Genomic DNA, 18,598 nt, shown 5'->3' with positions numbered 1-18,598 from the left:
GCTTTGTCAGCTTGTGGCCCTAAGCCGGCCAATTGGGGGCATAGGCGCGTAGGCTGCTTTTTGACCCGGAGCGGAAGTCGCAGACCAAGACGGTCCGAACCTCTGGCACGGACACCAGCCTACGAATCCGGCGGTAGCGCAAATGCGAAGTGCCGCGGCGTCTACGAGGGCGACCTTCGCACAGACCAGAGGATAGCGTTCGTGAGGATTCGCTGGTAGCGGCCGTCCTGCCAAACTGACGGCTCGTGGCCTAGCGCCGAATAGAATACTCGTCCCTCGCCATAGAATCGGGTCCAGGTGAGAGGCCAGCCATAGAATCGTTGATGTACGCCGGCCTTGCCAAGGTCCACCGAGCTTGGGTCGAGGCGCAGGAGCACGCGTGATCCACGATAATCGAAGTCGCTGATTTGGTAGATCTCGTCCTCGACTTGCAACGAATTCCCGAGAAAAGCCACCAGGGGATCGCCAGGATCAACGACCTCGATGTTCACGGCCTGATGCCAAGGATGACCATTAAAGTAGCCGCCGACCAGATCGAGATAGTCTGGCCAAGTGTAGAATGTGTCCGTCGCCGAATGAACACCGAGGAACCCGCGGCCCGAGCGTACAAAGTTCAGAAGAGCTCTCTTTTGCGCGTCGCTCATCGGAAGTTCTCCGGTTGTGTAGAACATCACCGCTGCGTAGCGCGCGAGGTTTTCGGTAGAAAAGTCAGACGTGTTTTCCGTTGCAGTGACTTCAAAGACACCCGAATTGCTTCCGAGCTGGGTCAGGACTACCTTAGAAAGCGGTATGACATCGTGCGGGTAGCCGGCGGAGTATGTGAAATAGAGGATGCGCTCTGGCGGACGCTCCGCATGCGTGCCCAGTGGTCGGATTGCCGCCGCGCCGCCGAGGAGCGCGATGAAGTCACGTCGCCTCACAATCGCCTCCGCCAAAACCAACCATGTGTTGAAGAAGCCTAGCACAGATCACCCCAGCGCCGGCCCTGGGGCATCGCCCTCTGACGTCCTATGCAACGCTGCTGGCCCTAACCGAAAAGCGCTTAAGCCATCGTGACGTCGGCGTGTCGGCGATAAATCGGACGCTGAGCCGCGCAGCCAGGCAGAGATATCCATCGTATTCACACGCACACTTGGCCGCACCCATCCACTGGCTATAGCCACCGTCACGTCGGCCGCTACGTTAGCCGTGCGCCGTCGGTCGAGCCGTCCGCCGCACAAGATTGAGATAGGCAGTTTACTCCAACCCATGAGGCGAAACACGTTTTTCTCGCTCGTGAAGCACTGGAATCCGCGGAGCAACCCCGGAGCGAGCCCGTGAGAATTACCCAGAGAACGGCGCTCAGCCTTACGATCCCGCCGACGCTTCTCGCGCTCGCCGACAAGGTGATCGCGTAAGAAGGCTACTTCCGTTGTTGGCCCGTTGCCGACCTTCACTTACAGGGCCGCTATGTCTGCCTTCAGGATATAAGCCGACCCAGGCTCGAGTCGGTTCGGAAGTCGGCCTGTGACCCGGAACGGACATCGGGAATTCTGCAAGTGCTGCTCCTGTCGCATTCCGAGGATGACCTTGGAGGTTACAATGACTCATTCATGGTGCTTGGGGCGGACTTGAAGTTGCGCCCATTCATGCCTCTTGATGGCCGTGCATCTGATGGCGGTGCGGGTCCGTGAATGTGATCGGCGCAACGATGGGAGCGCCTCCGGAAAACGCCAATCCGCCGGACGCGACCAAGGTGTTGGCGGCTCTCAAAGGACCAGATCGTGTTGAAAGGGTAGGTGTCCGGCCTGGCCAGCAGCCTCCTGCTCGCCGAAATGCCAAGCCGCCGGCGCCGCATCGGCCGGATGGGGCCATGCGGCCGCGGCGGAATCGTGCTCCGGATTGAGCTCGGCGACGAGGACCGAGGAAACGACCGCCGGGGCCGTCGAGCTGGCATGCTGCTGTTCCGCACCCGCCTCGAAATGGAACGCGGGCTCGGCCCGGTTGTGAAAGCCTTCGTCGTCGGCGCCTTGGATGACCACGGTCACGATCTGCGGCGTGCCGTCGATCGTGGTCACGGTGAAGGTATCGGTCAGCGCGTCGCAAGGCCTCAAGGCCTGGACCTCGGGGTTCTCGGGGTTGAGCACGTATGTCCACGTGCCGCAGGTCGTCATCGTGAAACTGCCGTAGCCGTGGTCGCTCGCCTGCGGACATGTCGTCGCCGTGAAGGTGTCGTCGGGATTGTCGACGTCCCTCTCGGACAAGGTGCCGCTGGCACGTGGCGGGGGGTCGCAGGAATTGCTTGGCTCGGTCACGCGTCCGCAAATATCGCCGTAGACGACCGCGGCGTCGTTGGCGCCCTCAATGGTGACCGTCACCGTCTGTGCCGTACCGTCCGCGGCCCTCACGGTGAAATCGTCAGTCAGCGACTGACCTGCGTTCAGCGCCTGCACAGCGCAATTGCCATTGTCGAGCGCGAAGGTCCAGTGCCCGTCCGCGGTCATGGTGAAGCTGCCGTAACCATGGTCGCTCGGCTCTGGACATTTGACGGGATCGAACGCGTTCGACGGGCCGTCGACGTCGGTGGCGGTCAGAAGGCCGCACGCGGTTGGGACGCCCTGCGCGGAATTGTGGACTCCGCCTGCTTCGACCACGCGACCATGCGTGTCCCCGGAGATGACGGCCGGATCGTCGGCGCCTTGGATGGTCACCATGACGACCTGCGGCGTGCCGCCGATCGTGGTCACGGTGAAGGTGTCGGTCAGGGTCTGGTACGCCGTAAGCGCGAGCACTGCGGCGCTGGCGGGATCCAGCGCGTAGGTCCAGTGCCCGTCGGACGTCATCGTGAAGCTGCCATAGCCTTTGTCGCTGGCATGCGGAGAGCTCACGGCCGTGAACGTGTTGGCCGGATCGTCGACATCTGTATCGGTGAGCTTGCCGCTCGCGGTCGGGGGGTCGTACGCCTTGGACGCCGCCGCAATCGTGGCGGCGTCCATGGTAACCGCAGCGACTGATCCACCGGTCCCGCCGCTTATCGCCGCCGCGTCGTCGGTGCCGGCGATGTCGATCGTGAAGGTCTGGCTCGCCGAGGCGAAGCCGTCGGACGCCGTGATCGTGAAGCTGTCGGCGTTCGGCGCCTTCAGCGCGTTGATGGCATCGTTGTTCGGTACGTAGGCGTAGGCGCCGGTCGCGCTGTTCAAGTACAGGATTCCGAAGGAGCCGGCCTTCTCGACGTCGTAGCTTGCGCCCGCTACGGCGAAAGGGCCGATCGCGCCGCCCGCGATGCCAAAGGTCGCGGTCGTGCCGGAGCCGAAGCTCGTGGCCGAGAAGCTGCCGCTGCTGGCCGAGAACTCATCGAACGCGACTGTGTCGATCTCGACCGGGCCCGACCCGAGCGTCAGTGTCGGTGGCGAATGGATCAATGGCCTATCCGGGGCGAAGCTGGCCGGCACCACCAGCCCGGGAAGGGCATGTTGTGGACTGGGCCCGTCCGGCGCCTGGAAATCGATCGGCTGAAGCGTCTGATCGACCGCTTCGCCCGGAGGCGTACCGGATCCGGACGGCCCATGGTCCTTCGCGTAGTTGTCGAGCACGTCCTGCTGCTGGCTCCGCAGGTCGTCCATCCGCGAAGCGTTGTTGGCCACCTGCGCGAAGGTGACGGACGATCCGGTCTTGCTCAGGATGACCGTCTGTCCGGGATCGTCCACGATGATGTGGCGCGGCACCGGCTCCTTCGTGATGAGTTCGAAGGTGCCATGCTCGAAGTCCTTGTAGGTGATGGAGGCGTCGTCGAACAAGGCGAGATCGGGATCGGCGGCCCACGCTTCTTTCAGAGCCGAAAGGATCAACGCGACGAAGGACAGCCCTCCGGCCCATCCGAGTCTCGCGACGACCGCCGACTCTACAGCGCGCCCGCCGCGGACGGACGGCGGACTGCGTTGGTTCTGCGCCGGCCAAAGACCGGTGAAGACACGTGCGAGCGACATCCTGAACGCCTCGCATGCTGCCCGCTTCCGCCGAAGCGGCCGGACCCATGGTCGGGTGTGAGTCCACCGCCGGGGTGTCCGGTTCCGCGCACCAGACTACGCTTTGTCGTCCCGAGACCCCTTCACGAAATGTTGAGTGGGTGCGCGCAAATGCGCTCTTTTGTTGGCGCGGAGCGGTCGGGACCATCGTCCGCTGCAACTAAAACGTGGCAGTGGCAACATGCGGTATGGTGTGCCGGGCGCGGCTCTGCCATCATTCCGCCGAAGCGGGCTCTTCACGGATGGGAGCGGACGCATGCGCGGACAAAGGACGGTCGCAGGACTTCTCGGCCTTTTGCTCGTGGCGGTGGCGTGTCCGCCTGCGCCGGTTCGGGCGCAGGACGTCAAGCCGATCGGCAAGGTCGTGACCGTCGCTGGCAAGGCAGCGATCGAGCATATCGATGCCGCGGTTGTGCAGGCGAGACTGTCCGATGACGGGGCCGGCGCGAAGGTTGGCGATCCAGTCTATCGGGGCGACGTCGTCAGGACCGGCGCCGACGGCCGCCTCGGCATCAATTTTGCCGACGGCAGTTCCTTCAGCCTGTCGAGCAACGCCAGCATGGAAATGAACGAGTTCGTCTACGATCCGGACGGCAAGGACAATTCAACCCTGATCAGCCTGACCAGAGGCACCTTCACCTTCGTCGCCGGCAGCATCGCCAAGACCGGGAGCATGAAGGTGGACACGCCGGTGGCGACGTTGGGGATCCGGGGCACCACGCCCCACATCGAGATCTCGGACGACGGCACGGTCAAGTTCGCCACGCTGATCGAGGAGGGCAAGGACGCCGTCATGAAGCGGAAGACCGGTCCGGTCGTTGCGCCGCCCCGGCAGCGGAGGGCCGACCGCGCTCTCGGCATTTGCCGGGGATGTTGAAGGTCTTCGGGACGGCGCCCGTTATGATTCTGCTGCTGGCCGTCCCCGGATCGGCGCAGACGCCGGAAAGTCAATTCCGGAACGTCGAGCTCTGCAATGCCGCCTCGTCGCCCGACCGAAGGATCGAGGCCTGCTCTGCCTTCATCGCAGCCGGCCGTGGCGGCCCACAGGCCTTGGCCATCGCCTACAACAACCGCGGTATCGCCTACGCGGCGAAGGTCGACTACGACCGCGCCCTCGCCGACTTCGACGCCGCCATCGGCATCGATCCGACCTTCGCCAAGCCTGTCAACAACCGCGGCGCGGCGAGACTGAGAACGGGCGACTACGATGCCGCGATGGAGGATTTCGACCGTGCCATCGTCCTCCAGCCGGCCTACCCCGGCGCCTTCGTCAACCGCGCCGAGGTCTGGCTGAAGAAGGGCGATCTTGTACGCGCCGAAAGCGACTACGCCTCGGCGACTCGTCTGAACGCCGACATGGAAGGTGCTTGGAGCGGCCTTTGCTGGATCCGGGCGAGTACGGGCGATCCGCAAGGCGCGGTGGAAGCCTGCGACAGGGCGATCGGGTCGGGCGCGCATACGGCCGCGACCTACGATTCCCGCGCGCTCGCCCACCTCAAGGCCGGACGGACCGACGCGGCCATCGTCGACTACGACGCCGCACTGCGCATCGACCCCGCGTTTGCCGCAGCGCTATATGGCCGTGGCCTGGCGAAGATCCGCAGAGGCGAGACGGTTTCGGGAGAAGCCGATGTCGCGGCCGCGAAAGCTGTCCGGAGCGACATCGCCGAGGAATTCGCGCGTTACGGCGTACGGTAATCCGTCCTCAACGCGTGCCCGTCGGAGAATGCCATCGCCGCCGCGACGCTCGCGCTGTGGCTCATAGCTACAGGCGATGCACAACGCGCTGCACTTGAATCGCGGCCATTTACCCTTTCGTGGAGTTGGAATGCCAAACTCGTTAAGAGCTGCTGCAAGCTCCCTCAGCGTACCCAGCGAGCCTTAGCTCCGCTAATCGGGGCTACGTCGAAAGCGATGTCCTTAGCGCGATTTTGCGGGCTTCTCACGCCCATTCCCGTGTTTTGCTCCCAGCACGACAACTCGATCACGACCCAGTTTTATGCCTCATCCTTGGTGCGATTGCTGATCATCTCGCCCGCGAAAAATAGTTTAGTGATCGCAAGACTTCGCCACAAAGGAGCGATCCATCTCGAACGTTCAATGCACAACGTCCGCTCTTGGCCGATTCCGTTGAAAAAGGCCCGAAGTAGTTCGCTGTAATGGTACGAGTTGCGATGCGGACGAAGGGCTCACCAGTTCTTATGAGAGCCTTGGGGTTGGCATTGGGATCAGCTTGGCCATTTTGCGGAGGTTCTGGGCGGTGGCTGCGAGGGTGAACTCGTCGCGCGCGCCGTTCGGACCCCTTAGTCGCAGGCGATCGAGCTTGAGAATGCGCTTGAGGTGCGCGAACAGCATCTCGATCTTCTTGCGGAGCCGACGAGAAGTGCGACCCTCCCATGATCTTGCGATCTGGCGCGCCATGTCGCGAGCGCCCTCGTAGATCGAGCGTGGCACCCTCCGTGAGGCCTGCGTGGGGCAGCACCGGAGCTTCAATGCGCAGCGATCACAATCGCGCTTACTGGCCAGGTAAAGCATGGTGGCACCCTCATTCACCAGCGTTCCGGTCGTGGTAAGAACTTTGCCATCGGGGCAACGATAGACGTCTCCGGTATGGTCATAGGTGAAGTCGTCGCGCGAGAAGATCCCGTCTGTGCGGGCCGACTTGTCGAACACTGTAAGGTGGGGCTCGATGCCGTGCTCATAGAGCAGCCAGGCGAGCATCTCGGCCGAGCCATAACCGCTGTCACCGAGGAGCCGGCTTGGATAGAGATCGAACCGTTCGAGCGAGCGCTCAATCATGCACTTGGCAGCCAGCACCTCCGCCTGCCGAATCGCCGTAGTCGCCTCAACATCGACGATGATCGCGTTCTCGACGTCGATCAGGTAGTTCGTGGAGTAGGCGAAGAAGGCTTGGCGACCGTGAGCCCCCGTCCAGCGCGCCGCCGGGTCGGAGGGCGACACGAACTTGGGGGTGACTTCGGTCGCTGCCCCGAAGGCTGCATCTCCGAGGACAGCTAGATACTCATCGATGGCTCGTCCGGCCGCCGCCGGCGGAAGTCCCTTGTCGCCTTCGATGCCCTTCTGCCGATTGGCATCGGCCTTGATCAAGCTCGCATCGACTGCAAACCCTTCACCGCCGACCAGCCGTTCCTCGATGCAGCGGCGCAACACGCACTCGAACACGCGTCGGAAGAGATCGCTTTGCCGGAAGCGGCCGTGCCTGTCCTTGGAGAATGTCGAGTGATCCGGCACCGCCCCTCGAGACCGAGCCGGCAGAACCACCGGTAGGCGGTGAACCTCATCGCACAGGCGCCGCTCTGACCGGATACCGAAGCAGTAACCGATCAGCAGCATCCGGATCATGAGCTCCGGATCGATCGAAGGCCGATGTAGAAAGGTGCTAGGTCCCGCTTGATCTCTCCGAGGTCAACAAACCTGTCGATCGACCTGAGCAGGTGATCGGCGGGAATATGCTTCTCAAGTGAGAACTCATAGAACAAAGCGGCTTGCTCGACTTGCCGACCCCCATCATGATCTTCAGTCCTGCCAACTAGACAGGCTGAATCACTGATCTATCTGCGCCGCAACAGCCGACTTTTTCAACAGAATCGGCCCATCTGAGACCTCGGAGACCATTCGCTCTTCGGCGGCTGTTCGCGGTAAACCGGACATCAGGCGGCCAGCCGTTTAACGAGTACATGCCGTAGACGCCGCAAGCACGAGGAGCTTAGCAAATGAAGGGCCGCATAGGAGGCGAGATCGGCAGCGGCTGATGACGCACCGCTGGCGGCTCCAGTGATAAAACAATGGCCCGCCGGGTTCGCGCTGTGTTGGCGACTCTGCTAACCTAATCCAGTGATCGGTGCCCGCCGATTGCCAACAATCTCAAATAAACTCCGCCGGCTCGCAAGGTCGGCGGGTTTTTCTTTGACCTCGGGAAATTTACGGATGGTCGCGGTTCATGCTGGCGGGCCTCCTGCACCCGGTTGTGATGAGCATTGAGGAAGCCGTGTGATGTAGTTCACAGGCGGCAGGTATCACCCAGGATAGCGTGCCCGCCTCAACTGGAGGGAAGCGCCATGCAATTTAATTGGACAACCTCTCGAACGCTCGCTTTGACGGCCGTTCTTCTGGTGGCGGCTGGCACCACTACGGCAATTGGTACTCCTCGCGGAGTGTTTGAGCCGACTTTAGGACAAGATTGGCAATGCAGCCGAACCATGCTGGTCGTGACCACTTGTTCTCACAGCGCAAAACCAGGTTGAGTCCGGCGGCGGCTCCCCTGTGCGGTTCCTGATCGGAACAGTATCGCGAATGTGCGGAAGCGAACAGAACAGCCGCTTGGCTTGAGAGTAAGCTCGCCTTGCTTAGCCTTCCAAGGCTCAAGCGCCTCCAGCGGCCCCCGCCTCCACGACCCCAAAAGCCCCCAGCGCCGGGGCCGTCTTTAAGGCTATCGATGGCCCCATGCCGCCGATAGACCGTGTTCGATGTTCCAATGGAAATTCTGCCGAACCTCGGCGCCGTACCGGCCGGGTGTCGCCTAAGCGCGCGCGACGTGTGGGCGCCGGCACCCCACAACTTCAGATTCGTGGCTCCTGATGGCCCGACATGCGATGCTGACAGCATATTCGCGTCTCGGAGGGAAAGCCCGATGCGCCTCCTCCTATTGCCTTATCTCGGAATTGGTCTGTGCGCCTCGCTGGCGGCGTGGCTAACGGCGATGCTGCTTTATTGACGCGGGAACAGGTCCGCGCCTGGCGGCAGCAGCCGCACATAGGTGCCGCTCTCGTGCAGCCTGCCCAGTTCGATCGCGAAGTCCATATGCCGCATCGAGCCCTGGAACGAACGAAGTGGCATTTGGTTTCCAGCCCACATCTCCGAAGGAGGTAGCTAATGGACTGGAATCGTGTTGACGGCAATTGGAAAGAAATGAAGGGCAAGGTCAAGGAGCAATGGGGCAAGCTCACTGACGATGATCTTGACGTAATTGCCGGCAAGCAAGACCAGTTAGAAGGTCGTTTGCAACAGCGATACGGCTACGCAAAGGATCAGGCTACGAAAGAAGTGAACGACTGGTACGAACGCCAGAAGTGGTGACCGGCAAAGGCACAACAGTCTGGCGGGGTCTCCGTGGGCAGCGGGGGCCACAGACAGCGCGGATCAGGACAAGGCAGCGCGGCCCGCCGAGGTAATCGTGTATTCGACTTCACCCGAGGCGAGTGGTTCGGCCTCGACGAGCCCAAGCTCGACCAGGCGGGCGACGAGCTCATGGTTCAAATAGCGGCGGGCTGGCCCAGGATTCCAAAGCCAAGCGGTTCAAGAAGTCGCGTTCGGTCGCCGTCAGGTCCATCAGGACAACGTCGTTTAGAGGTCGCCGCAAGCGCTCCAGACTGCAATGGGGACGAGGGCGACGCAAACCCAAAAGGCGGGTGCGCTGGAGAAGCGAGAGCGAGTTACCTTTAACAATGTCGATTATCGTCCTCAGAGCAGGCTATGGCAAGTTCGCCCAGTCGGCGCAGAGGAACGCAAATGGGTGCTGTCCTAATTAGGACAATCGGGCTGGAGGATTAGGACACTTCGCGCTTAGATGCCGACCAACAAAAAGCCAAGAAGCTCCCTTGGAGCGCAGCGGGAAGCCTTGCTGCGCAGAGCCCGACATGTCGAGGTCGGCGCTCACATGACCGAATGGCTCAGCTCGCCCGGGGTGCAGCCTCCGGAGTAGTCCGCCCGTAAATTTCCCAATGGAACAGGGGTCGCCTCAGTTGGCAGCCTCTTCCTTTGCGCTGCTTACGCTGGCGGGGCTTTTCCCGTGAACGAAGCTCAGTAGCGCCGATAGTATCGATGGGCATAAGGCCGAACGACGACTACGCCGCGGCGATAGGCAGGTCGATAGACCGGGCGAGTTCGGACGCATCCGTGCCGGCCGCACACCAAGGCTACCGTCTCAACGTTCGCGATCGTTGATTGTCCGAGCGGAGCAACTGGCATTGCCGATGCCGTTGCAAATGAAAATGCGGCGCCACCGAGAACGGTGAGTGCGGCAAGTGTAAGCTTGAATTTCATCCATGCTACTCCAGCGGAGCCTATCCCCGCTAACCAACGTTAGACGTTCCTTCCTGAACCTTGGATGACCAAGTGTCCGTCCGGCGTTCTTTGATCCATCTCAACACTCAGCGGTGGTTCTCGGCGAGCCTTTGGGCATGAGCCAATCGGACGAGCCAGGCCCGCATAGAGAGGCGCCAGAGCCCAAGCCTTCGCGCTTGGAGGAGGCTCGACGCATCATCGAGGAATATGCGGACGACCTGCGCGAGATCATCAGGAATCTCCGCCGACACCTCAATTGACTCGCGCGCCTTAACGGACAACTCGCGCGCTTGGAGCGGCATCTGCCGGGATCTGGCGGCGGCGCGCGGCAGGGACGGAGAACGAGACGGCCTGATCGAGGCTGATCGGACAGCACCCTTAGAACGCGCCATGGGCTTCCTTTAGGGCATCTAATGAAGATGCTCAATCCCCAGACCGGGGGGATCGTCCGCATATTCAAGTGCCAGTGCGGTGAGCAAAGTTGGACCGAGGACAAAGAGTAAGGCCGCCTCGTGAGCGGGCTCTGCACTCCGGCTTCTGCTCTTGGCCCGAAGGGGAAGATCGCCTTCGTGTCCGGCACGTCGGCAGTCTGGGCCAGACCGGACATCAGGAAGGAGGGGGCAAATTGACGCAAATGGCCCGAACCGGACATTGCCGCCGCCGAAATCGCATTGTACGAGCGCGCGTCTTTGCTACACTCATTGATCGAGGCGCCGGGGTAGCCACTTCAGCTTTGTGGGAAATTGCACACCTTAGTCATAGCAAATCCGACCTTCACGGAGTGCCCAACATGAACTTTCACAGTGCGTTGAAGTTCGGAGCCGTCACTTTGCTATTTTTGTGCGCAGGTACGCCGGCGCACGCACAGTCGCCCAAGATGAAGATGACCACCGAAACACCTCCGTACCTCGTAACGCCGAACACGGTCGAAACGCGGATCGGTACGCTCAAATTTATTGATGGCTTCCCCGACGAAGCTACAGCGGCGAAGGTCTACGACAACCTCGATTTTCAACGCGGCGTTCAAGCATACCTTGCTGCGTTGCCCGCCGTTTCGATTGAAGCGTTTCTTAAAGGCTTCGCCGAGTTTGGATCCGTCAATCAGACTGTTTTGATCTCAGAGCAACTTTTGAACGCCAAGTCGCTGTTCCTTACTGCCAATACAACCACACCCTACACTTTGCTCTATCTGAGCACGAAGGATGGTCCGCTGGTCGTGGAGATCCCGCCAGAGGTACTTGGCCCGATCGATGACGCCTGGTTCCGGTGGGTTAGCGATGTTGGCATCACCGGTCCAGATAAAGGTAAAGGAGGCAAGTACCTCTTGCTGCCGCCGGGCTACACGGGCGCGGTCCCCGATGGGTATTTTGTTGCGCGTCCGCGCACAATTGGAAACCTGCTGTTCTTCCGCACCTTCTTGAGGGACGGCGATCCCAAGCCCGGCGTGGATAACGTAAAGAAGAACCTGAAAGTTTATTCGCTCAGCCAGGCGGCCAACCCACCTCCGATGAAGTTCGTGGACATCTCTGGCAAGGCTTTCAACACGATCGGTCCCGGCGATTATTCGCTGTTCGAGTTCGTCAATCGCGTTATTCAGGATGAACCTATTGATGCGTTGGACCCCAACACACTGGGCTTGTTCGCTGCCATTGGCATCGAAAAAGGTAAGCCATTCGCCCCCGATGTCCGATTAAAAAAGATACTTACCGAAGCAGCGGCGGTGGGCGACGCAACAGCGCGCTCAGTTACTTACAGGACCCGGATGAAAGATGCCTACTTCTATCCGAACAGCGCGTGGGTGACACCTTTCGTCGGCGGCAGCTATAAGTTTGAACAGGACGGAGCGGTCAATCTCGACGCAAAAAACATGTTCTTCTTCTATGCCACCGGCGTGACGCCAGCGATGACGATGAAGATGGTTGGTGAGGGTTCGCAGTACGCCGGTGCATTTGTGGATGCAAAGGGTAACCCCCTGGACGGCAGCAAAACGTACAGGCTGCACATGCCGCCCAACATTCCGGCCAAGGATTTCTGGTCGTTCACACTCTACGATAACCAGACACGCTCAATGCTCCAAACCGATCAACAATCTCCGGCTGTCGGTAGTCTCACCAAGGGATTGCTGGTCAATGCGGATGGTTCAGTGGACGTTTATTTCGGACCAAAGGCTCCCTCGGAGAAGGAATCAAACTGGGTGCAGACGATCCCGGGGAAGGGCTGGAACACCCTCTTGCGCCTCTACGGTCCGCTCGAACCTTGGTTCAACAGGACCTGGCGCCCCGGAGAGATTGAACCGATGTAGCCACTATCTGCATGCGATTGAGTTCGATCAAGTGCAGCCCCATTCTTCCGCTTCTGGCCCGAAGTCGGCTGCAAGAAAGGGCAGAGCATGTCCGCTCTGCCCAGTTAGTTCAGACGTCGACTTGCTCTGCTATTGCAATCGCATCGTCGACTTCAATTCCTAGGTATCGGACGGTGCTCTCGATTTTGGTGTGCCCCAGAAGCAGCTGCACGGCTCGCAGGTTGTCCGTGCGCCGATAGATAAGGGTCGCTTTTGTTCGACGAAGCGAATGCGTTTCGGACAGGTGAGGATCCAATCCTATACCGGACAGCCAGCTCCATAATAGCCGCACATATTGCCGAGCGGGCAGGCTGCTCCCGAGGCCTCTACGGCCGGTGAACAGACGGTTGCCAGGCTTCTTGCTCGTCGCCCTCAGGAAGTCATCGATGGCTTGGCGGGTAGACTCTGTAAGTTCGAACTTGACCGGCCGTCCAGTTTTCTTTTGGCGGACGCTTGCTCTATCGGCGGCATAGCCGCTTGGTGCCACGTCATCGACTTTCAAACCCACCACGTCGCAGCCACGAAGCTTGCTGTCGATGGCGATGTTGAACGACGCCGCATCGCGGATCGTCCCTCAACCTGGAGCTTCGTCCGGATAGAGCAAACGTGCTTCGGCCGAAGTGGCGGCTTGGCGCCAACAATCTTACCCTTGTTCCACGGGACGCGCTTTTGGACGTTCTCTGTGGCATTTGAGACGGCGGTCATGATGACCTCCTCAGTTGATGAGGCCGGTCACTTTCGAACGTGTCACCTTCTGAACCTACGTCGGCTTTCGGACGAGTGGAGCCGTCCTTAGGTCCAATTCGATGGATTAGAGTTCGCAATTTGACCCATAGCAGACCTCGGCTCTTGGCTCTTGCTCACGCTAGCTTAACAAATGACCCTGATAGAGTGAAAGCCGCTTTGCTATGATTCTCTCGTGATTTGCGGGGAAGCTGATGAGGTCCACCGTGCCGTGCATCAATCTCATCTGGCTAGCGCAACTTCCTTGAACGAGACGACCAGCGCCTTCTCGAGCTTTCCTTTCATGCTGCAGAGAATGTCGTAGGCCGCCTCACGGGGCATGGTCGGCTTGTACTGCCGGTGCTCGATCAGCGCCGCGAAAATATCCGAGATGGTGAGGATGCGAACGATGTCCGTGATGTTCTCGGCGCAGAGGCCGTCGGGATAGCCGCTGCCGTCGAGATACTCGTGATGGTGCCGGACGGAGTCGAGTATTTCGGATGAGATAGAGCCGTGCTCCTTCAGCACGTCATAACCCGCTGCCGGATGGGTCTCGACCAGCGCGCGCTCGTTGTCATCGAGGCGTCCCGGCTTGTCCAGAACCGCTAAGGGAATCCTGGCCTTTCCGATGTCGTGGAACATCGCAGCGGTAGAGAGCCGTTCAAGGTCGCTTTTGCGGACGCCGAGACTGAGGCCGAAATCGATCGCGACGCCGGTTACGAGAAGGCAGTGTTGGTAGGTTCCCTCATGATGGCGCCGCACCGTGGTCAGCCATTCGGATAGCCCGTGCTCGGAAATCCGGTTGGTGATCATGCGGCCGGCCTCCTTGGTGCCGTCGACGTCAATCCGCTCTCCGAGTGCGACTAAAGTGAACAATGATGTGATGGCGTTGGCCGCAGCCTCGACCGCATCATTAGGCTGCGAGATGTCGCACGTCGAACTAGTTTCGCTCCGCGCCGGATCGGACAGCGCGGCCATGAGCTTGATCGGATCGATCTTGCCGGGCAAAACGAGCGTGGCGCCCAGCGCGTAGGCTTGCGAGATGCAAACGCGGGAGGTTTGCTCGACGAGGAAGATCCGCTTGCCGGCCTTGGCGAGACGCGCAGCTCTCGTTTTCAGTGCGGCAATGTTTTCGACAGATCGTAGATCGGCACGGATCACGACGGCGGCAGGCGCATGCGGTAGCTTTGCCTCCACGTCGAGCCGCTCGCCCTCGACAGTGAATTGCCTTTCAAGGACCGAGCAGAGCCCGAAGAGCTTATCGGAAGTATCAGCCAGGACATGTACCAACATGACTGATGCCTCTGTTTGAAGGGGGCCGGTCTGAATGGGCCTGCGTCAGATTCCACACGATCATTGCATCAGATTAGAGTTCGATGAAACTGCTCGGCTTATGGCTGTTTCGACTCGGCTCTGTCGCTGGCCGTCTTTGGCGCTTTCTTGCCATCCGCGTGGATGAAGTGAACCCCAGCGACGGTTCCGTCAATCCAGACCAGCTCGCAGCGCCGATAGGCCAGTCCCGTAGACGACAGCAGCATGAAGAACTCCTTGGCCTTGAGAACGTCGAGCGATCCTTCGACCTCGATCTTGGCGCCCGTGTCCGAGACGTCGAGCAGGACACAGCTTCGCCGCCAGGTGCCGTCGGAGCCCATCAGGTTGACGGCCTGCCTGTGGTCCATCCGCACTCGAGAGGCGTTACGGCCATCGAATTTCATCGTCGCGCTCTCGATTTCGCAGTGCAGTGGTCGGCGCTCGCGGAGATTTCTCCCCAACGAACGGAGACCATTGGCTGGTCGACAGATGAAGCTTTTCAAACAGCTCCTGAGCTCGTTCGCGTTCGCCGAATGAAGGACGCGGGCCGCGATTGTTGAGGATGGCCAGCGTCGTCTGCCAATTCAGGCGCGACGCCCGACACGCCATCACCAAGCCTTCGCAATCGGACTCCGCCATTACGAGCTCCACGACCTCGACGGGTGCTCCGGACAGCACCGACAGCGCGGTGTATAGATTGGCGGTCTCGCTCCGGATAGCGAACCGATTGACGGTCGAGTCGTTCAGCTTGCCGGCGCGGTTCAGCGACACGATCTCCGGCCTCGCAGCGGCGTACTCTGCGTCCCAAGGGCGGTTCACCGTTACCGGCATTTCGGAGGACGTGGTTGCGCCTGAAAATGCGGACGGACGCGCGTCGGTGTTCGTGACGGTTGCTGCCCGTGGAGATGCCGATAGCAGCGCTCGGATAACCATGTCCGGTGTGCCTGGCCTCAACGCCAGAGCCTTGGTGATCTCGTCATCCTGCTCGGCCTTGCCGATCAAGATGGAATAGCCGACTTCAGAGAATCCCGCGGCTGGATTTCCGATAAGCGCCAGACAAACCTTGCTGCTGCCGCGCTGCAACAGCACGTCCGTCAGCGCATTTTCGATCTCGCGCCTGTCAGCAATGGCGAGGAGGTGACTCTCGCTGCTGGACGCCGCGATCTCCATAAGATCCCGCGGAGACAACGCCGGAGATTGACGCAGAACGGGGACCGCGATCGCGGCGTCTGCGCATGAGGCAAGACGCCGCAACGTCGTTCTCGGAGCCGCCCGCAAGTCTGCAAGAGCTGTACTGAGCTCGACGAGAGTGGCGGGGGCAATCCGAGCGATCAGACGAACAAGGACGTCGTCGAGCAGGCCGACGTGCGGCTCTTGCAACCGGCTGTTCTCGGCGACAAGCAGCTCGACGATGCGCCGAAGCATCCGAACACAACGTTCAGATGAGCTCCCAGCAATGGTGGCGTCCAACTCGACAATAACATCGGCTGCGGAAATTGCGGTCATTGGTCGGCCTTAATCGTCAATAAATGCAGTTATTCAATTTATGTATTACGCGCCGAAGTTGTTAACATAGGTTTTATTCATCTGGGTCTCACGGGTATTGTGCAACTATAATTGCCTTAAAATATCATCGAAACCGGCAGGCCGCGCCGTTTCGCCTACTTTGCGTGAGTATTGATGACCAAAGCGTCCATGCCGGCGCGACAGGAGACGCTTTCGACAACAATCGAACTCGTCGCGTATAGCCAGGAGCAATCGCACGGTCAGTTCATCTCCTTAAACTGAATAAGAGGATATGAGGACCGCTCGGACCTATTACTCGTTCCTTACTCCGGAGAGATTCGGCTTTTCGTCGTAGCATCCGAATTGCACCTGGCCCTGCAACTTGGATTAGGTGTTCTTGGCATCTGTGAACCGACCTTAACGGATGGTCTTGCCCTCGGCCATCAGGAGACTCATCATGCATCCCACAGAAATCCTGATCCGACGATTGCGTGCGAACACTCGGCTGTCCGACGAGGACGCCGCCGCAGTCAAGACGCTGCCCGTCGATGTAAAGCAGCTTACAGCCGACACTTGCGTCGTTCGTGAAGGTGATTGCCCCAAACGTAGCTGTTTGGTCCTAAGTGGTTTCCTCTGCCGGTCTAAGATTGCCGAGAGCGGCAAGCGTCAGATCCTGTCCTTCCACATCCCGGGAGACATTCCGGACTTACAGAGCCTTTTTCTCAGGGTTATGGATCATGATCTCGCGACAATATCCGCGGCGACACTGGGCTTCGTCGACCATTCCGCTCTTTCGGCACTGATCGAGCAGCGGCCCGCAGTCGCGCGCGCTTTCTGGTGCGAAACCCTGATCGACGCCGCAATCTTCCGTGAGTGGATCGTCAACGTGGCAGTGCGCCAAGCACCGGCCCGTATGGCGCATCTTCTCGCCGAAATGCGCGAGCGCTTGGCGGCGGTCGGACTCGTCGGCGATGACGAGTTTGAGTTTCCTGTTACGCAACCTGAATTGGCCGAGGCGCTTGGGCTAAGGATCGTGCACGTCAATCGCGTCCTTCAGGGTCTCCGCGCAGACGGCGTTTGTCCGTCGGCGCACACGTCCGCCGGCTTTAACCCTCCAGGAACTTTCATGTTGTGCTCATCCGTGGATGCGGCATTTTGATGGGCGAAATAAGCTCTCGGTTGCGTGCGAACATGGACCTCATTTTGGAGGAGGTGTGCCGAGAACTTCCGCGTGGCGGCGATCACGAGAGCCGTAAGTACATCGCGGAACAGTTGATCCAAGCGGCCGCGGCTGGTCAGAGCACCTTGGGCGAGCCGACGGCGGTCGCCAGAGGCGCCTTGGTGCGTCTCAACGCTCGACCTAGGTCTGCCTAGCGGCTCCGGCTCAGGGCGCCGCCGGGACTAGCCGTCGGCAGGCCCTCCACCAGTACGACATCGCGCAGATCCTACGACCCTTTTCCAAGCCCGCATTTTGAACTGGCCGGTTAAGAAGCTGTGTGCAACATGATCCGGCTGTCGAGCGATGCCGGCGGCCATAAGGCCCCGCGCTGCGGTTAGGTGCGGACCCCGACGCGCGGGGCCCATTGCTAATCCGATCGACGCCAGATGGAAAGCGGTAGCGAGGCGCCTATGATCACCACACGCTCAGCGGCCCCAGAAAGCCAAACACCGGGCAAGGCGATCCCTAACCCTAACAAGACCAAAACCGAATTGGGATTTTGCATTGCAGGAACGCAACTTGAGGGAAGGGCGATAGATAGCAACCGTATCGAACGCCGTTGCTTGCGGACGGAGGATTGACGCGCTCTCCCTTGCGGACGCCTTACACTTCTTCGCGCTTTTCTTTTCGGTCATGATTTGGCTGCCCTTACGTTGCGCTCAAGGCGATCGCCGGCACGAATTCATACCCGGACCCGCCAGCGGACCTTGTCGATCTCGACCTTAAACAAAGCCATTGGGCATACGCGGCATTCCGCCCTTGACGCGCACCGGCGTCGCCACAGGGGCAGGCGCGGAATTGTTCTCGCAGACCAATCCGGGGTCGTCGCGTTGGTGACGCATGTCATGAGAACAGCTCTTGCCGGAGAGACGGCCCCCGGCCGGGTGTCTTGGAGAGGTGGATCGGAGCCGCTCCGCCAGCCATCGGCGGCTATGGCCAGCAGACCTTAACCTTCGACGAAGTTCCACGTTCCTCCGCCGGGTGAACCGTTGCATAACTTTCCCATTGGAGATGCCACCTTTTTAGCGAGATTTTGCCATGGCGAACGGCACCGAAGATCTTCAAATGCTGCGGTTGATGAGGGCTTTTCAGAAGCTGACCGATCAGAATACGCGGCGCAAGGTGCTCTTGTACGCCGAGGAGCAGGTTCACCAGCAGCAAACCGGTGCCCGGGTCGAGCATGCGCCTGCTTCCGAGTGCACCAGCAAGTCGCCGCCCGGCAGCGGCGGCGGCACAACCGGAGATTCGTAGTCATTGGGCGGCCGACATGTGAAGCTAAGGCATATTTCGCGTCTCGGAGGAGAAACCCGATGCGCCTTGCATTGCCTTATCTTGGAATTGGTCTCTGCGCGTCGCTGGCGGCGTGGATGTCGGTGATGCTCTTCTATTGAAGTCCGTCCGCCCAGATTC

14 protein-coding genes and 1 pseudogene are annotated in these 18,598 nt (G+C 60.3%); 6 read left to right on the top strand and 9 right to left on the bottom strand.

All coding sequences use genetic code 11. The features are described from left to right. Nucleotides 1-161: 161 nt before the first annotated feature. Complete coding sequence (locus ABIB00_RS16550; protein WP_354105072.1) at nt 162-965, bottom strand: ThuA domain-containing protein; 804 nt, start codon at nt 963-965, stop codon at nt 162-164. A 783-nt stretch (nt 966-1,748) separates the two neighbouring features. Then, a complete protein-coding gene (locus ABIB00_RS16545; protein ID WP_354105071.1) occupies nt 1,749-3,965 on the bottom strand; it encodes a VCBS domain-containing protein in 2,217 nt (738 codons plus the stop codon). A gap of 295 nt (nt 3,966-4,260) precedes the next feature. Here ABIB00_RS16545 and ABIB00_RS16540 point away from each other — a divergent pair, with 295 nt between their 5' ends. Then, nucleotides 4,261-4,881, top strand: a complete 621-nt coding sequence (locus ABIB00_RS16540; protein WP_247442212.1) for a FecR family protein — start codon at nt 4,261-4,263, stop codon at nt 4,879-4,881. Between the two features lie 173 nt (nt 4,882-5,054). Further along, nucleotides 5,055-5,702 (top strand): tetratricopeptide repeat protein, encoded by a 648-nt coding sequence (locus ABIB00_RS16535; RefSeq protein ID WP_502917831.1) that lies wholly within the window; start codon nt 5,055-5,057, stop codon nt 5,700-5,702. 501 nt (nt 5,703-6,203) lie between these two features. On the opposite strand, the gene ABIB00_RS16530 is transcribed toward ABIB00_RS16535, so the two are convergent. Both ABIB00_RS16530 and ABIB00_RS16525 read right to left on the bottom strand, forming a co-directional pair. Further along, on the bottom strand, nt 6,204-7,367 hold the full coding sequence (locus ABIB00_RS16530) for a transposase (protein ID WP_354105069.1): 1,164 nt from the start codon (nt 7,365-7,367) through the stop codon (nt 6,204-6,206). Nucleotides 7,368-8,732: 1,365 nt separating this feature from the next. Continuing rightward, the gene (locus ABIB00_RS16525) at nt 8,733-8,861 is read right to left on the bottom strand and encodes a hypothetical protein (RefSeq protein WP_256468292.1); all 129 of its coding nucleotides are present in this window, start codon (nt 8,859-8,861) and stop codon (nt 8,733-8,735) included. Between the two features lie 36 nt (nt 8,862-8,897). On the opposite strand from ABIB00_RS16525, the gene ABIB00_RS16520 reads away from it, so the two are divergent. Next, nucleotides 8,898-9,101 (top strand): CsbD family protein, encoded by a 204-nt coding sequence (locus tag ABIB00_RS16520; RefSeq protein ID WP_354105068.1) that lies wholly within the window; start codon nt 8,898-8,900, stop codon nt 9,099-9,101. Nucleotides 9,102-9,164: 63 nt separating this feature from the next. On the opposite strand, the gene ABIB00_RS39085 is transcribed toward ABIB00_RS16520, so the two are convergent. After that, nucleotides 9,165-9,281 (bottom strand): hypothetical protein, encoded by a 117-nt coding sequence (locus ABIB00_RS39085; protein WP_502917830.1) that lies wholly within the window; start codon nt 9,279-9,281, stop codon nt 9,165-9,167. Between the two features lie 1,597 nt (nt 9,282-10,878). Between ABIB00_RS39085 and ABIB00_RS16515 the strand changes: the two genes are divergently transcribed. Further along, nucleotides 10,879-12,390, top strand: a complete 1,512-nt coding sequence (locus tag ABIB00_RS16515; RefSeq protein ID WP_354105067.1) for a DUF1254 domain-containing protein — start codon at nt 10,879-10,881, stop codon at nt 12,388-12,390. 109 nt (nt 12,391-12,499) lie between these two features. On the opposite strand, the pseudogene ABIB00_RS16510 reads toward ABIB00_RS16515, so the two are convergent. The 4 genes and pseudogenes from ABIB00_RS16510 to ABIB00_RS16495 all read right to left on the bottom strand — a co-directional run bounded on the left by ABIB00_RS16510 (nt 12,500) and on the right by ABIB00_RS16495 (nt 15,969). Further along, nucleotides 12,500-13,134 (bottom strand): annotated as a pseudogene (locus tag ABIB00_RS16510) (tyrosine-type recombinase/integrase). Between the two features lie 261 nt (nt 13,135-13,395). Beyond that, nucleotides 13,396-14,445 carry an HD-GYP domain-containing protein gene (locus ABIB00_RS16505; RefSeq protein WP_354105066.1) on the bottom strand — a complete coding sequence of 350 codons (1,050 nt, stop codon included), beginning with the start codon at nt 14,443-14,445 and terminating at the stop codon, nt 13,396-13,398. Between the two features lie 98 nt (nt 14,446-14,543). Next, nucleotides 14,544-14,867, bottom strand: a complete 324-nt coding sequence (locus ABIB00_RS16500) for a PilZ domain-containing protein (protein ID WP_354105065.1) — start codon at nt 14,865-14,867, stop codon at nt 14,544-14,546. Next, entirely contained in the window at nt 14,848-15,969 is a 1,122-nt protein-coding gene (locus tag ABIB00_RS16495; protein WP_354105064.1) for a DUF2336 domain-containing protein, read from the bottom strand. Before ABIB00_RS16495 ends, ABIB00_RS16500 begins: the two co-directional genes overlap by 20 nt. Nucleotides 15,970-16,426: 457 nt before the next feature. Between ABIB00_RS16495 and ABIB00_RS16490 the strand changes: the two genes are divergently transcribed. Together ABIB00_RS16490 and ABIB00_RS16485 are read left to right on the top strand one after the other, a co-directional pair. Continuing rightward, complete coding sequence (locus ABIB00_RS16490; protein WP_354105063.1) at nt 16,427-17,128, top strand: Crp/Fnr family transcriptional regulator; 702 nt, start codon at nt 16,427-16,429, stop codon at nt 17,126-17,128. A 1,098-nt stretch (nt 17,129-18,226) separates the two neighbouring features. Then, complete coding sequence (locus ABIB00_RS16485; RefSeq protein WP_354105062.1) at nt 18,227-18,439, top strand: hypothetical protein; 213 nt, start codon at nt 18,227-18,229, stop codon at nt 18,437-18,439. Nucleotides 18,440-18,598 lie beyond the last annotated feature (159 nt).

This window comes from Bradyrhizobium sp. LB14.3 (assembly GCF_040547985.1).
Classification (GTDB): domain Bacteria; phylum Pseudomonadota; class Alphaproteobacteria; order Rhizobiales; family Xanthobacteraceae; genus Bradyrhizobium.
This window is presented reverse-complemented; position numbering and strand designations above follow the sequence as displayed.

Coding starts and splice junctions, on each gene's coding strand:
- ABIB00_RS16545 (WP_354105071.1), bottom strand. CDS start 3,965: ATGTCGCTCGCACGTGTCTTCACCGGTCTTTGGCCGGCGCAGAACCAA.
- ABIB00_RS16540 (WP_247442212.1), top strand. CDS start 4,261: ATGCGCGGACAAAGGACGGTCGCAGGACTTCTCGGCCTTTTGCTCGTG.
- ABIB00_RS16530 (WP_354105069.1), bottom strand. CDS start 7,367: ATGATCCGGATGCTGCTGATCGGTTACTGCTTCGGTATCCGGTCAGAG.
- ABIB00_RS16525 (WP_256468292.1), bottom strand. CDS start 8,861: ATGCCACTTCGTTCGTTCCAGGGCTCGATGCGGCATATGGACTTCGCG.
- ABIB00_RS16520 (WP_354105068.1), top strand. CDS start 8,898: ATGGACTGGAATCGTGTTGACGGCAATTGGAAAGAAATGAAGGGCAAG.
- ABIB00_RS16515 (WP_354105067.1), top strand. CDS start 10,879: ATGAACTTTCACAGTGCGTTGAAGTTCGGAGCCGTCACTTTGCTATTT.
- ABIB00_RS16505 (WP_354105066.1), bottom strand. CDS start 14,445: ATGTTGGTACATGTCCTGGCTGATACTTCCGATAAGCTCTTCGGGCTC.
- ABIB00_RS16500 (WP_354105065.1), bottom strand. CDS start 14,867: ATGAAATTCGATGGCCGTAACGCCTCTCGAGTGCGGATGGACCACAGG.
- ABIB00_RS16495 (WP_354105064.1), bottom strand. CDS start 15,969: ATGACCGCAATTTCCGCAGCCGATGTTATTGTCGAGTTGGACGCCACC.
- ABIB00_RS16490 (WP_354105063.1), top strand. CDS start 16,427: ATGCATCCCACAGAAATCCTGATCCGACGATTGCGTGCGAACACTCGG.
- ABIB00_RS16485 (WP_354105062.1), top strand. CDS start 18,227: ATGGCGAACGGCACCGAAGATCTTCAAATGCTGCGGTTGATGAGGGCT.